This window comes from Noviherbaspirillum sp. FW303-A3 (assembly GCF_058788695.1).
Genome location: NZ_JBYTAZ010000001.1, coordinates 4,248,013 through 4,260,911, shown reverse-complemented (window position 1 = coordinate 4,260,911; position 12,899 = coordinate 4,248,013). Strand labels below are relative to the sequence as shown.

The following is a 12,899-nucleotide window of genomic DNA, read 5'->3' as shown; positions in this document are numbered from 1 at the left end:
TCTGACTCAGGACACTAGGATGGCCTCGGCAAATTCGACGAAGCCCGTACCGTACGGCGATGGAGTGACATAGGCCGGAAGCGTCTCCAGCCTGTCCAGGTGCGAAGCAATATTGGCAACGCCGACCGCATGCGGATAGTGGGCGAACATGCGGGCGTCGTTGCCCGAGTCTCCGATGAAGGCAAACGTATCGCAGGCAACCCGGTCGTCAATGCCAAAGACTTCCGCAAGGATGTGCTGGCTGGTCGCCTGCTTGCAGAACTGTGCAAGGGAAGCATGTGCATGAATGCTGCTCGCCGCGGCGTGGAAGCGATTGGCGCGCATGAATTCGAGTACCTCCCTTACCTCGTTTGCGGGAAGCGGAGAAATGTTCTCGCCAATATCAAAGGCGAGGTCACCGACTCGCTGGGGAGCATCTTCGGCAACCGCAATATCTGGAAAGCGTCGTTGCAGCAGGGGTACGAAAGCTTCAAGCTGCCGGCGATGTTCTCGGCGCGTTGCCTCATCTGCATAGAACCACGAGCGAATCGCTCCCGACTCGCGCCAGAACGCGCTCGCCCCATTTTCGGCGATCACCGCGTCGAATCCGCACAAGCGCAGCAAGGGCATCGCCCAGTACGTCGGCCGCCCGGTGACGGCTACAAGGAGCATTCCGGCGGACTGGAGCCGGCCGAGGGCAGAAAGGACCTCAGGCAACATCCGGCCGTGCGTCGTGAGCGTATCGTCAATATCGGTCAGGACGCCGCTGATCCGCCGCCGCTCATCTTCCGGCCAGTGCGCCAGCGGCTTCATAGCTCGTAGCTGTCCTTTTCGCCGCTCATGATCTGCTCGATCAGCTTCCGGTTCAGTGTCGGCGTCAGCAATTCGATGAAACTGTATACATAGCTGCGCAGATAAGCCCCCTGCTTGAGGGCGATCCGGGAAACATTGGTGCCAAACAGATGCCCGACGGAAATGGCCTCCAGCCCCTTGTCCCTATCGGGATCGAACGCCATGCCGGCGATGATGCCGACACCCATCCCCAGCTCGACATAGGTCTTGATCACATCCGCGTCGATGGCTTCGAGAAGAATGTCCGGCTTCAGGTCGCGGATCGTGAAGGCGTGGTCGATCTTGGCGCGGCCGGCAAACGCGCTGTCATAGGTAATGAGAGGGTAGGTAGCGATTTCTTCCAGGGTAATGGCCTTGGACTTGAGCAAAGGATGCTCATGCGGCACCACGACGACATGCTCCCACTGGTAGCATGGCAGGGAAATCAGCCCGTCCGCGTTGGCAATGGCCTCGGTCGCAATCGCCAGGTCAGCCTGATCCTTGGATACCATTTCAGCGATCTGACGCGGATTGCCTTGCAATAACGACAACCGGACCTTCGGGTACTTCTGGGTAAATGCCTGCACCACCTTTGGCAAGGTGTAGCGCGCCTGCGTGTGGGTTGTGGCGATCGTAAAGCTGCCGCTGTCCTGGGCGGCGAATTCCTTGCCGATCCGTTTCAGGCCATCGATCTCCTGCATGATCAGCTCGACGGAACGCAGGACTGCCCTGCCCGGTTCGGTCAAGCCGCGGATACGCTTGCCATGCCGCGTGAAGATATCCACGCCCAGTTCTTCTTCCAGTTCAATGATGGCCTTGGAAACACCGGGCTGGGATGTATACAGAGCCTTGGCGGCTTCTGTCAGGTTGAAGTTCTGCCTGACGGCTTCCCGGACGAAGCGGAGTTGATGGAGATTCATCTTTTCCCTTGTGCAATTACCAACACTACTTTTCCGCGCTTGCATATGCCGATTAAGCATATAAGCAAATAAATACTAAGTAGTTTGGAATAAGGAATTAGTTTATTACGATTCACGCTAATTTGCGCGAGGTTACATGACTCTTACTTATGTTCTTTCCGGATTTGCCGTCGGCCTGCTGGTCGGCCTGACTGGCGTTGGCGGCGGATCGTTGATGACGCCCCTGCTCACGCTGATGTTCGGCGTCTCCCCCACCGTTGCAGTCGGGACCGACCTGGCTTTCGCCTCCACGACCAAGGCAGCCGGCACGATCGCCCACCGCTATCGCGGCACCGTACATTGGGATATCGTGCGCCACCTCTGCTATGGCGCACTCCCGTCCGCCGTCCTTGCTGCCATTGCCCTCAAGTACTTTGGAGCGCTGGACAAGGAAATCGGCCAGATCATCCGCTATTCCATTGCTTTTTCGGTGCTGCTGACCGTCGTCGCGCTGCTCTTCCGCGGCCGCATGCAGGCCTGGGTACTCAAACATCCCGAAAAACAGCTGCAAGGAACTAAACTGACTGTTGCCACCATCGTTGTGGGCGCAGTCCTCGGCACGCTGGTCACCGTCTCCTCCATCGGCGCAGGCGCAATCGGTGCGACAATACTGGTCTTGCTGTATCCTCGCCTGTCCCCGGCGGAGATCGCCGGCACCGACATCGCCTACGCCGTCCCGCTGACCGCCATTGCCGCCTTCGGTCACTGGTGGCTCGGCTCGATCAACTGGATGCTGCTGGGAGCCCTGCTGCTGGGCTCACTGCCAGGCATCACTATCGGTTCGCTCGCCGCCAAGGCAGTCCCGGAAAAGATCCTGCGCGGCTTGCTGGCAACGACGCTGACCGGCGTCGCCGCAAAACTGGTTTTTTAAGATTGGAACAAGAAGATGTACCGTTACGACCAATATGATCATCAGATCGTCAAGGAACGTGTCGCGCAGTATGCCGACCAGGTGCGCCGCCGCCTTGCCAACGAACTGACCGAAGACGAATTCCGCCCGCTGCGCCTGCAGAACGGCCTGTACTACCAGCGTCATGCCTACATGCTGCGCATCGCGGTGCCCTACGGCCTACTGTCGTCGAAGCAAGTCCGCATGTTCGCCCACATCGCGCGCGAGCACGACCGCGGCTACGGCCACTTCACGACGCGCCAGAACATCCAGTTCAACTGGATCAAGGTCGAAGAGACGCCGGACATCCTCGCCAAGCTGGCTTCGGTCGAAATGCATGCCATCCAGACCTCCGGCAACTGCGTGCGCAACATCACTTCCGACCAGTTCGCCGGTGTCGCACCGGACGAGATCGTCGATCCGCGTCCGTACTGCGAAATCCTGCGCCAGTGGAGCACCTTCCATCCGGAATTCGCCTTCCTGCCGCGCAAGTTCAAAATCGCCATCAACGGCGCGGAAGAAGACCGCGCGGCGATCATGGTGCATGACATCGGCTTGTCCATCGCAAAGAACGAGCAGGGCGAAATCGGTTTCCGCGTGTTCGTCGGCGGCGGCATGGGACGCACCCCGATCCTGGGCAGCGAGATCCGCTCCTTCCTGCCGTGGCAGCACGCACTGAGCTACATCGAAGCGATCCTGCGCGTCTACAACCAGTACGGCCGCCGCGACAACATGTACAAGGCGCGCATCAAGATCCTGGTGAAAGCAATCGGCGTCGAGGAATTCGCGCGCCAGGTGGAAGAGGAATGGCAAGACCTGAAGGATGGCCCCAGCACGCTGACCGTGGAAGAACTGAACCGTGTTGCCGCCTACTTCACCGCACCCGCTTACGAAACCCTGCCGGCGACCGACGATTCGGTTGAAAAGCTGAAAGCGGAAAACAAGGCCTTCGCCAAGTGGATCGAGCGCAACGTCAAGGGCCACAAGATTCCGGGTTACGCCGCCGTCGTGCTGTCGCTGAAGAAGACCGGCGTGCCGCCGGGTGACGCAACCGCGGAACAGATGGATTTCGTCGCCGACCTCGCGGACCGCTACAGCTTCGGCGAACTGCGCGTCACACACGAGCAGAACCTGGTGCTGGCCGACGTCAAGCAGTCCGACCTGATCGCGCTGTGGGAAGAAGCAAAAAAGCACGGTCTGGCCACGCCCAACATCGGCTTCCTGACCGACATGATCTGCTGCCCGGGCGGCGACTTCTGCGCGCTGGCCAATGCGAAGTCGATCCCGATCGCGCAGGATATCGCCGAGCGTTTCGACAACCTCGACTTCCAGCATGACATCGGCAACATCGAGCTGAACATTTCCGGCTGCATCAACTCCTGCGGCCACCACCATATCGGCCATATCGGCATCCTCGGCGTCGACAAGGACGGCAGCGAGTGGTACCAGATCTCGATCGGTGGTGCGCAAGGAAACGAGTCGAGCATCGGCAAGATCATCGGCCCGTCGTTCTCCGCGCACCAGGTGACCGAAGTGATCGACCGCATCCTGCAGGTGTATGTGCGCGAGCGCATCGAAGACGAGCGGTTCATCGAGACCGCACGCCGCATCGGCGTCACGCCGTTCAAGGAATTCGTGTACGCCACACCGATCAAGATCGAACATCAAGCCGGAGAAGACGCCTATGCGTAACATCATCAAGAACAAGGCCGTCGTGGCGGATGACTGGACCGTTTTGCGCCTCGGCGAAGAAGACACGCCGGACGCGGTTGCCGTGCCCGAAGGCAAGGTGATCGTTCCGCTGAAGGTGTGGCAGCAGCAGCGCGCCGCGCTGGAAAACCGCGCCGAACTCGCTGTCTGGATCGGCAGCAGCGAGCGTCCGGAAGAACTGAAGGACGACCTCGGCCGCTTCAAGCTGGTCGCCGTCGACTTCCCGAAGTTCGCGGATGGCCGCGGCTACTCGATCGCGTACAACCTGCGCGCCCGCCTCGGCTATACCGGCGAGCTGCGCGCCATCGGCGATGTGCTGCGCGACCAGTTGTTCCTCATGCAGCGCGTGGGCTTCGATGCCTTCGCGGTGCGTGAAGACAGGAACATTCACGATGCGCTGAAGGGCCTGACCGACTTCTCCGAGGTGTACTCGAATTCCTGGGACAAGAAGTCCCCACTGTTCCGCCGCGTGCAGCGCGGCGTGGGAGCCGAGGCATGAGCGACTTCAACACCCTGGTCGAGAACACGCAGGCGACGCTCAAGCGTATCGCGGCCGAGTTCTCGCCCGCGGTTTTCGCCTCCAGCCTCGCCGCCGAGGACATGGTGCTGACCGACATGATCCTGCGCGCGAAACTGCCGATCGTCGTTTTCACGCTGGAGACCGGCCGCCTGCACAAGGAAACGCTGGGCATGGTCGACCGTATCAAGGAAACCTACGGTGTCGACGTCAAGCTCTACAAGCCGGAACAGGCTGCGGTTGACGCCTACGTGCAGCAGAACGGCCTGAACGCCTTCTACGACAGCGTCGACATGCGCAAGGAATGCTGCCGCATCCGCAAGGTCGAGCCGCTGAACCGCGCGCTCGCCGGCAACAAGGCCTGGGTCACCGGCCAACGCCGCGCGCAGTCGACCACGCGCGCCGAACTCGCGGTGCAGGAAGACGATCCGGCGCACGGCATGCAAAAGTTCAACCCCCTCGCAGACTGGTCGGAAGAGGACGTGTGGAACTACATCCGCAGCAACAACGTTCCCTACAATCCGCTGCATGACAAGGGTTATCCGTCGATCGGCTGCGAGCCTTGCACGCGGGCGATTCAGCCCGGCGAAGATGTGCGCGCCGGCCGCTGGTGGTGGGAAAACCCCGAATCCAAGGAATGCGGCCTTCACGTTGTCGATGGCAAGCTTGTTCGAATCAAATCGGTAGCAGCACAATAAATCATGAATACGAATACAGCAGTCGAAAAACTCTTTTTGGACGCCGCCAGCAACCGTCACCTGGACTGGCTCGAATCGGAAGCGATCCACATCATGCGCGAGGTCGCAGCCGAGTGCACGAACCCTGCCCTGCTCTTCTCGGGCGGCAAGGACTCCGTCGTGCTGCTGCGCATCGCGGAGAAGGCGTTCCGCCCCGGTAAATTCCCCTTCCCGCTGGTGCACATCGACACCGGCCACAACTTCCCGGAAGTGATCGAATTCCGTGACCGCCGCGCCAAGGAACTGGGCGAGCGCCTGATCGTGCGCTCTGTCGAGGATTCGATGAAGCGCGGCACGGTCCGCCTGCGCAATCCGCAAACGGATTCGCGCAACGCCGCACAGGCGGTCACGCTGCTGGAAACGATTTCCGAATTCGGCTTTGACGCCTGCATCGGCGGTGCCCGCCGCGACGAAGAGAAGGCCCGCGCGAAAGAGCGCATCTTCTCCTTCCGCGATGAATTCGGTCAGTGGAATCCGAAAGCCCAGCGTCCGGAACTGTGGGACCTGTATAACACCCGCGTCCATGCAGGCGAAAACATGCGCGTGTTCCCGATCTCCAACTGGACCGAGCTCGATGTATGGCAATACATCGCCCGCGAAAAGCTGGCGCTGCCGCCAATCTACTTTGCACACGAGCGCCAGGTCATCCCGCGCAGCGGCCTGCTGGTGCCGCTGACCGACCTGACCCCGGCACGCGAAGGCGAAACGATCGAAACCCGTGTCGTGCGCTTCCGCACCGTGGGCGACATCTCCTGCACCTGCCCGGTTGCCTCCGACGCAGCGGACGTGGACGCGATCATCGCGGAAACCGCCGTCACCCAGATCACCGAACGCGGCGCGACCCGCATGGATGACCAGACATCCGAAGCATCGATGGAAAAACGCAAGAAAGAAGGGTATTTCTGATGAACGCCGCCGTTTCTGAACAAGTGTTGTCGAACAATGCCGCTACGGAGCGCGGCCTGCTGCGCTTCATCACCGCCGGCTCCGTCGACGACGGCAAGAGCACGCTGATCGGCCGCCTGCTGTTTGACAGCAAGGGGATCTTCGCCGACCAGCTCGACGCGATTTCGCGTGCCAAGCACAAACGCACCGTCGGCGACACCGTCGACCTGTCGTTGCTGACCGACGGCCTGGAAGCCGAGCGCGAGCAAGGCATCACCATTGACGTCGCCTACCGCTATTTCGCCACCCCGAAGCGCAAGTTCATCATCGCCGATACCCCGGGCCACGAGCAGTACACCCGCAACATGGTGACCGGTGCCTCGACCGCCGACGCCGTCATCATCCTGGTCGACGTGTCCAAGGTGAAGCTGGGCGACGACGGCAGCGTGGAACTGCTGACGCAGACCAAGCGCCACTCGACCATCGCCCACCTGCTGCGCATCGAGCACGTGATCGTGGCCGTCAACAAGATGGACCTGGTGGATTACGACAAGACTGTCTACGACCGCATCGTTGCCGCTTACCAGCAATTCGCGAAGCAGCTCGGCCTCAACGACGTGCGCGCCATCCCGCTGTCCGCACTGGCTGGCGACAATGTCGTGACCAAGGGCGACAAGTTGTCGTGGTACGAGGGCCCGACGCTGATCGAGCTGCTGGAATCGCTGTCCGTCTACGACGAATCACACGACGAGCCCTTCCGCTATCCGGTGCAACTGGTGGCACGCCACAACGGCCACGAAGCCAACGATTTCCGTGGCTACATGGGCCGTATCGAAGCGGGCAAGGTGAAGAAGGGTGACAAGCTGCTGGTGCAGCCGAGCGGTCAGATCGGCACCGTCAAGGATATCGTCACACTGGACGATTCGCTGGAGTCCGCCGCCGTCGGACAGTCGGTCACGATCCTGCTGGAAGAATACCTCGACATCTCGCGCGGCGACATGCTGGTTGCGGCTGACAAGCCGGCAACGCTGCTCAAGACCGTGACGGCGGAAGTCTGCTGGCTCTCCGAAGAACCGCTCGACATGCGCCGCAAGTACTGGCTCAAGCACACGACCAAGCAGGTCGCGGCCCGTGTGACGAAGATCGATACCCTGCTCGACATCAACACGCAGGAACGCCGCGCTGCCGATGCGCTGAAGCTGAACGATATCGCCACCGTCTCGATCAACGTCCAGCAACCGCTGGCCGCCGATGCGTACGACGCGATCCGTTCGACCGGTTCCTTCATCCTGATCGATGAAGTGACGCACCAGACGGTCGCTGCGGGCATGATCCGCATCGCCTGATCTTCGCTTCATGACGTCCTCATCCGCCGCGCAGAAGACGACCGGCAAGGTCATCCTGCTCGGCGCCGGCCCGGGCGCCGCCGACCTCATCACGGTCCGCGGCGCCCGGCTGCTTTCGCAGGCCGATGTCGTGCTTTACGATGCCCTGGTCACCGAGGAAATGCTGGCGCTCTGCCCCCAGGCAGAAAAAATCCCCGTCGGGAAACGCTCCGGCCAGCGTTCGACTGCGCAAACGGTCATTAACGAAAAGCTGGTCGAGTGCGCGCGAAAATACAAACTGGTCGTCCGGCTGAAAGGCGGCGACCCGATGATGTTCGGCCGCGCCGACGAGGAACTGCGAGCCCTGGAAGCGGAAGGTATCGAAGTCGAGATTGTGCCGGGCGTGACTGCAGCCCTTGCCGCTGCCGCTTCATCGAAGCAACCGCTGACCAAACGCGGTATCGCCCGCAGCGTCGCTTTCTTTACCTCGGCAACCGCCCCCGGCCATCCGGAACAGACTACCCTCCCCGACTGCGATACCCTCATCCAGTACATGGGCGGCAGGGAGGCAATCGTCACGGCGCAAAGGCTGCTGGCGCAAGGTCGTGCTCCGACCCTGCCTGTACTTGTTATCGAAAATTGCAGCCGCGCGAATGAACGCATCCTGCGGTTCCGGTTGAGCGAGCTGGAGAAAGGCCTGGCGGATTGCCACGGGCCGGTGCTGGTGATGTTTGGCGAGGCACTTGCACCACGCGAGTAGTCCTGGAGGCGTAGCCTGGATGAAGTGAAATGGAATCCGGGGCAATTGGCGCATCAACATCCAGGATTCCGTTTCACTCCATCCGGGCTACCACTAGAGCGAGTCTACGCAATAGCGCGCGATCGCATTCAGCACATCGGCATTTTCACCGACAGCGGCAACCGCCTTGATATCCACATCCGGATAATCCTGCTTCAACTGGTCCACCATGACCGGCAGGTCACGCAGCACATGCCCGCCCTGCCCGAAGAAAATCGGCACGACCGTCACTTCCCTGCATCCATCCTGCACCAGTTGCTTCACCAGTTCGGGCAGGCGCGGCTCCATCAATTCCAGGAAAGCAAGCGACACGGCAACATCCGGCACTTGCGCCTGCGTCAATTGCTGCAGGCGCAGGAAAGGCTCCTTCCAGCGCGGATCGCGCGCGCCGTGGGCAAACAGGATGAGGGAACGCTGGGCCATGATGCCTCCTAATGTTTTTGCACCCATAGCAATGCCGCTATGGCGACCAGCAGGAAGGTTGCGCTCGGCAACACGGCCGTTGCCAGCGGTGGCCAGGTATTGAGCAATCCGAGGTGCGAGAACAGGCTGTTAAGCAACTGAAAACTCACCCCGATCATGATGCCGATGAAGATCTTCAGGCTCACGCCGCCCGCGCGGAAGTGCAGGTAGGCAAAGGGCAAGGCCAACGCCATCATGACCAGCACGGCCAGCGGATAGAACAGCTTTTTCCAGAAGGCGATCTCATACCGCTCGGTGGTCTGCTTGTTCTCCGCAAGGTGGCGCGTGTAGGTCGCAAGGCCGTAGGCGGACATGCGGTCCGGATCGGCAAAGAGCACGGAGAGGATGTCCGGTGTGATCTCCGAGACGAGATCCCTGGACGGCAGCTGCTTCGTCGTCACCACCGAGGAAATATCCGTCGCATTGCGCGGAAAAACCGTTTCCGTCACGTTCGCCATGCGCCAGACATTGTTGTTCTTGTAGTCCGCCCGGTCCGCCGTCACCATCGCGGTCAGATGGAACTCGCGGTCGAACTCGTACATTTTCACACCCTGCAACTGTCCGTCAGGCGTGACGTCTACGACGTTCAGGAAGCGCGATCCAATCGGGTCTCCCTCGATCCCGTTTGCCCGGATCACGTCCTTGGTCCACAACCCGGTGCGGAATTCCTTGGATACCGTCGAGCCTTGCGCCTGCAGCTTCAGCCTCTCCCTCATCTCGCTGCTCGCCGGCGCAATGACTTCGCCGAACAGGAAAGTGATCAGCACAAAGACGATGCCGACCTTTGCCAGCATCCACCCTGCCCGCCCGGTCGAGAGCCCGGACGCGCGCATGATGGTGAATTCCGACTTGGCCGCGAGCTGGGCGAGTGCGTAAATCGTTCCGATCAGGGCCGCAATCGGCATCAGGTCGTAGACATAACCAGGCAGTCCCATCAGCACGTACAGGAAGGCATGCTGCAATTCGTAGCCGCCGCGACCGACTTGCGGCAGTTCGCCGATCAGGTCGAAAAATGCGAACAGCGCGAGGAAGGCCACGAGCGCAAATACGACGGCACCGACGACCTCGCGGGACACATAACGATCGAGCACCCTCATTGCGCGCTCCCTTTCCTGAACAGCCAGGCACGCTTGAACGCGCCCCACATCGTTGCCGGGTGGTAGGGGCTATTGACGAAGAGGCGCCACGAGAACAACAGGACGATCAGGATCGCGGCGACAAGGTGCAGCGGCCACCATGCCGCCTCGAAGGCGAGACGCTTCTGCACCACCGACGCCTGGAACACGCTCACCATGTTGCTGTAGATAATGAACAGCAGGAGCGCAATCAGCAGGTTGGCCGAACGTCCGCCACGCGGGTTGGCAAAGCTTAGAGGAATCGCCAGCAGCATGAGCAGCAACCCCATCACCGGAAGCGAAATACGCCAGAGGAGTTCCCCGGCGTTGAAGTTGTTCATGTTGGCCAGCAATTCCGGCGTCGACAAGGATCGTGCCGACTGGTCGCCGACCAGCGCCTGCGACTGGCGCGCCACCAGCACGCCGTAGCGTTCGAATTCCATGACCCGGAAATCCGCCTGGTTGCCCATGCCATCGTAGCGGCGCCCCTGGTCCATCACGAGGAACTTGTCACCGCGCTCGTCGAGAGCGATCGCCCCCTCTTTGGCGACGACGATCGTGTTGCGGCCGTCCTTGACCGTGTTGACGAACACGTTCTGCACCTTGGTCGCATCGCCGCTGACCGCTTCGACGAAGAAGATGCGGTCGGCCGAGGACGACTCCTGGAAACGTCCGGGCGATACCTTTGCGATATCCTCGCGCTTCTGGAAGCGTTCACGGAATTCCGCGCTCTGGCGGTTCGCCCACGGCGTCACAAAGAAGCTCAGGGCGACCACAACGGCGATGACAGGCAGGCCGAAGGACATGACCGGCTTGATCCAGCGGGACAATGAAAGGCCGGATGCGAACCAGACCACCATTTCCGAATCCTGATAACTTCGCGTTACGACAACAAGGACCGAGATGAAGGATGTCAGAATCAGGATGATCGGCAGGTAGCGCAAGGCAGCAAAGCCGATGAGTGCGATCACGTCCTGCGATGCGACCTTGCCTCCGGCCGCCTGGCCGAGGATCTTGATCAGCATGACAGTAATCGTGATCGTGAAAAGCGTGGTGAAGACAGCGCCTGCGGTACTTACCAGTTCGCGTCGGAGAGCGCGCTGAAAGATCATTGAATAGAAGACTATAATTGCGTCTGGAGAAGGAGTGACTTATGGACTTTAGCATAAAACCTATCGAGGCTAAAACCGGCCTCGCGGCAGTAAAAACCGGCTGCCTGGCGGTCGGCGTATTTGAAGACAAGAAACTCTCTGCAGCCGCGAAGGAACTGGACCGCAAGGGTGCTATTACCGCCGCGCTGAAATCCGGCGACATCACAGGAAAAGCGGGCAGCACGCTGCTGCTGCGCGGACTGGACGGTGTGGCCGCCGAACGCGTGCTGCTGGTCGGCCTCGGCAACGAAGAATCCGTATCCGAAAAGAATTTCCTCTCCGCGGCGCAGGCGGCCGCCCGCGCGTTTGCCAACCTGGGCGCAAACGAAGGGGCCATTGCCCTCCCTTTTGAGGAAATCAAGAACCGCGACGTGTCCAGCGCCATCCACGGCGCCGTGCTCGCCATTCGCGACGCGAACTACCGTTTCGACACGACCAAGAGCAAGAAGGAACCGGAAAAAGGCGGCGTGAAGAAGGTCGCCTTCCTGACCTCCGCGAACGCGGCTGCCGCCGCCAAGACCGCCGTGGCACAGGCAACCGCCGTGGCCAATGGCATCGCGTTGACCAAGGACCTCGGCAACCTGCCTTCCAACATCTGCACGCCGACCTACCTCGCCGGCGTCGCAAAGAAACTGGCGAAGGACTTCAGGTTCGGCATCGAAGTCCTCGACCGCAAGCAGATCGAAGCGCTGAAGATGGGCAGCTTCCTGTCGGTGACCAAGGGCAGCGACGAGCCGCCGAAGTTCATCGTGATCAAGCACAACGGCGGCAAGCCGAAGGATGCGCCGGTCGTTCTGGTCGGCAAGGGCATCACCTTCGACACCGGTGGCATTTCGATCAAGCCCAGCGCCAGCATGGACGAGATGAAGTACGACATGTGCGGCGCCGCCTCCGTGCTCGGCACCTTCCGCGCGCTCGGGGAACTCGGGCTCAAGCTGAACGTCGTCGGCGTCATCCCGACCTGCGAGAACATGCCTTCGGGCCGCGCGTCCAAGCCGGGCGACGTGGTCACCTCGATGTCCGGCCAGACCATCGAAATCCTGAACACCGATGCCGAAGGCCGTCTGATCCTGTGCGACGCGCTCACCTATGCCGAACGGTTCAAGCCGGCTGTCGTGGTCGACATCGCGACCCTCACCGGTGCCTGCGTCACCGCCCTCGGTCATCACAATACCGGCCTGTTCACGCGCCATGACGAGGCGCATGATGCACTGGCGGAAGAACTGCTCGCGGCAGGCAAGGCTACCGGCGACACCGCATGGCGCATGCCGATCGAGGACAGCTATCAGGAACAGCTGAAGTCGAACTTCGCCGACATGGCCAACATCGGCGGCCCGCCGGGCGGCAGCATCACCGCAGCCTGCTTCCTGGAGCGGTATACCAAGAAGTACACCTGGGCACACCTCGACATCGCCGGCACGGCATGGAAGAGCGGCGCTGCGAAGGGTGCGACCGGCCGTCCGGTTCCGCTGCTGACCACCTTCCTGATCAACAGGGCGAACGGCAAGAAAGCCTGATCGATTTCGCGGGCACAGCACAC

The 12,899-nt window shown here is 61.1% G+C and carries 13 protein-coding genes; 8 read left to right on the top strand and 5 right to left on the bottom strand.

Features of this window, described 5'->3' with window-relative positions:
• Window positions 1–6: 6 nt before the first annotated feature.
• Complete coding sequence (locus AC3WOY_RS20455; RefSeq protein WP_492427101.1) at window positions 7–792, bottom strand: HAD family hydrolase; 786 nt, start codon at window positions 790–792, stop codon at window positions 7–9.
• Window positions 789–1,730: a CysB family HTH-type transcriptional regulator gene (locus tag AC3WOY_RS20450; protein WP_492427099.1), complete on the bottom strand. Its 942-nt coding sequence runs from the start codon at window positions 1,728–1,730 to the stop codon at window positions 789–791. Before AC3WOY_RS20450 ends, AC3WOY_RS20455 begins: the two co-directional genes overlap by 4 nt.
• Window positions 1,731–1,866: 136 nt before the next feature.
• Between AC3WOY_RS20450 and AC3WOY_RS20445 the strand changes: the two genes are divergently transcribed.
• The 7 genes from AC3WOY_RS20445 to cobA are packed head-to-tail and all read left to right on the top strand — an operon-like array spanning window position 1,867 to window position 8,592.
• Window positions 1,867–2,640, top strand: coding sequence for a sulfite exporter TauE/SafE family protein (locus tag AC3WOY_RS20445; protein WP_492427097.1), 774 nt, complete (start codon window positions 1,867–1,869; stop codon window positions 2,638–2,640).
• A gap of 15 nt (window positions 2,641–2,655) precedes the next feature.
• Window positions 2,656–4,350, top strand: coding sequence for a nitrite/sulfite reductase (locus tag AC3WOY_RS20440; RefSeq protein WP_492427095.1), 1,695 nt, complete (start codon window positions 2,656–2,658; stop codon window positions 4,348–4,350).
• On the top strand, window positions 4,343–4,867 hold the full coding sequence (locus AC3WOY_RS20435) for a DUF934 domain-containing protein (protein ID WP_492427093.1): 525 nt from the start codon (window positions 4,343–4,345) through the stop codon (window positions 4,865–4,867). Before AC3WOY_RS20440 ends, AC3WOY_RS20435 begins: the two co-directional genes overlap by 8 nt.
• Window positions 4,864–5,583, top strand: a complete 720-nt coding sequence (locus AC3WOY_RS20430; RefSeq protein WP_492427091.1) for a phosphoadenylyl-sulfate reductase — start codon at window positions 4,864–4,866, stop codon at window positions 5,581–5,583. Before AC3WOY_RS20435 ends, AC3WOY_RS20430 begins: the two co-directional genes overlap by 4 nt.
• Before the next feature lie 3 nt (window positions 5,584–5,586).
• Window positions 5,587–6,528, top strand: coding sequence for a sulfate adenylyltransferase subunit CysD (cysD, locus tag AC3WOY_RS20425; RefSeq protein WP_492427089.1), 942 nt, complete (start codon window positions 5,587–5,589; stop codon window positions 6,526–6,528).
• The gene (locus tag AC3WOY_RS20420) at window positions 6,528–7,853 is read left to right on the top strand and encodes a sulfate adenylyltransferase subunit 1 (RefSeq protein WP_492427087.1); all 1,326 of its coding nucleotides are present in this window, start codon (window positions 6,528–6,530) and stop codon (window positions 7,851–7,853) included. The genes cysD and AC3WOY_RS20420 overlap by 1 nt, the downstream gene beginning before the upstream one ends.
• A gap of 10 nt (window positions 7,854–7,863) precedes the next feature.
• Window positions 7,864–8,592: a uroporphyrinogen-III C-methyltransferase gene (gene cobA / locus AC3WOY_RS20415; RefSeq protein WP_492427085.1), complete on the top strand. Its 729-nt coding sequence runs from the start codon at window positions 7,864–7,866 to the stop codon at window positions 8,590–8,592.
• Between the two features lie 93 nt (window positions 8,593–8,685).
• On the opposite strand, the gene AC3WOY_RS20410 is transcribed toward cobA, so the two are convergent.
• From AC3WOY_RS20410 to lptF, 3 genes are read right to left on the bottom strand one after another with little or no spacing between them, the layout of a single operon-like run.
• Entirely contained in the window at window positions 8,686–9,054 is a 369-nt protein-coding gene (locus AC3WOY_RS20410; protein WP_492427083.1) for a sirohydrochlorin chelatase, read from the bottom strand.
• An 8-nt stretch (window positions 9,055–9,062) separates the two neighbouring features.
• Window positions 9,063–10,190 (bottom strand): LPS export ABC transporter permease LptG, encoded by a 1,128-nt coding sequence (lptG, locus tag AC3WOY_RS20405; RefSeq protein ID WP_492427081.1) that lies wholly within the window; start codon window positions 10,188–10,190, stop codon window positions 9,063–9,065.
• The gene (gene lptF / locus AC3WOY_RS20400) at window positions 10,187–11,320 is read right to left on the bottom strand and encodes an LPS export ABC transporter permease LptF (protein WP_492427079.1); all 1,134 of its coding nucleotides are present in this window, start codon (window positions 11,318–11,320) and stop codon (window positions 10,187–10,189) included. The genes lptG and lptF overlap by 4 nt, the downstream gene beginning before the upstream one ends.
• A gap of 41 nt (window positions 11,321–11,361) precedes the next feature.
• Between lptF and AC3WOY_RS20395 the strand changes: the two genes are divergently transcribed.
• A complete protein-coding gene (locus AC3WOY_RS20395) occupies window positions 11,362–12,876 on the top strand; it encodes a leucyl aminopeptidase (protein ID WP_492427077.1) in 1,515 nt (504 codons plus the stop codon).
• Window positions 12,877–12,899 lie beyond the last annotated feature (23 nt).

What these genes read in the sequence shown, in the direction of transcription:
- AC3WOY_RS20455 (WP_492427101.1), bottom strand. Translation starts at nt 792, where the DNA reads ATGAAGCCGCTGGCGCACTGGCCGGAAGATGAGCGGCGGCGGATCAGC.
- AC3WOY_RS20450 (WP_492427099.1), bottom strand. Translation starts at nt 1,730, where the DNA reads ATGAATCTCCATCAACTCCGCTTCGTCCGGGAAGCCGTCAGGCAGAAC.
- AC3WOY_RS20445 (WP_492427097.1), top strand. Translation starts at nt 1,867, where the DNA reads ATGACTCTTACTTATGTTCTTTCCGGATTTGCCGTCGGCCTGCTGGTC.
- AC3WOY_RS20440 (WP_492427095.1), top strand. Translation starts at nt 2,656, where the DNA reads ATGTACCGTTACGACCAATATGATCATCAGATCGTCAAGGAACGTGTC.
- AC3WOY_RS20435 (WP_492427093.1), top strand. Translation starts at nt 4,343, where the DNA reads ATGCGTAACATCATCAAGAACAAGGCCGTCGTGGCGGATGACTGGACC.
- AC3WOY_RS20430 (WP_492427091.1), top strand. Translation starts at nt 4,864, where the DNA reads ATGAGCGACTTCAACACCCTGGTCGAGAACACGCAGGCGACGCTCAAG.
- cysD (WP_492427089.1), top strand. Translation starts at nt 5,587, where the DNA reads ATGAATACGAATACAGCAGTCGAAAAACTCTTTTTGGACGCCGCCAGC.
- AC3WOY_RS20420 (WP_492427087.1), top strand. Translation starts at nt 6,528, where the DNA reads ATGAACGCCGCCGTTTCTGAACAAGTGTTGTCGAACAATGCCGCTACG.
- cobA (WP_492427085.1), top strand. Translation starts at nt 7,864, where the DNA reads ATGACGTCCTCATCCGCCGCGCAGAAGACGACCGGCAAGGTCATCCTG.
- AC3WOY_RS20410 (WP_492427083.1), bottom strand. Translation starts at nt 9,054, where the DNA reads ATGGCCCAGCGTTCCCTCATCCTGTTTGCCCACGGCGCGCGCGATCCG.
- lptG (WP_492427081.1), bottom strand. Translation starts at nt 10,190, where the DNA reads ATGAGGGTGCTCGATCGTTATGTGTCCCGCGAGGTCGTCGGTGCCGTC.
- lptF (WP_492427079.1), bottom strand. Translation starts at nt 11,320, where the DNA reads ATGATCTTTCAGCGCGCTCTCCGACGCGAACTGGTAAGTACCGCAGGC.
- AC3WOY_RS20395 (WP_492427077.1), top strand. Translation starts at nt 11,362, where the DNA reads ATGGACTTTAGCATAAAACCTATCGAGGCTAAAACCGGCCTCGCGGCA.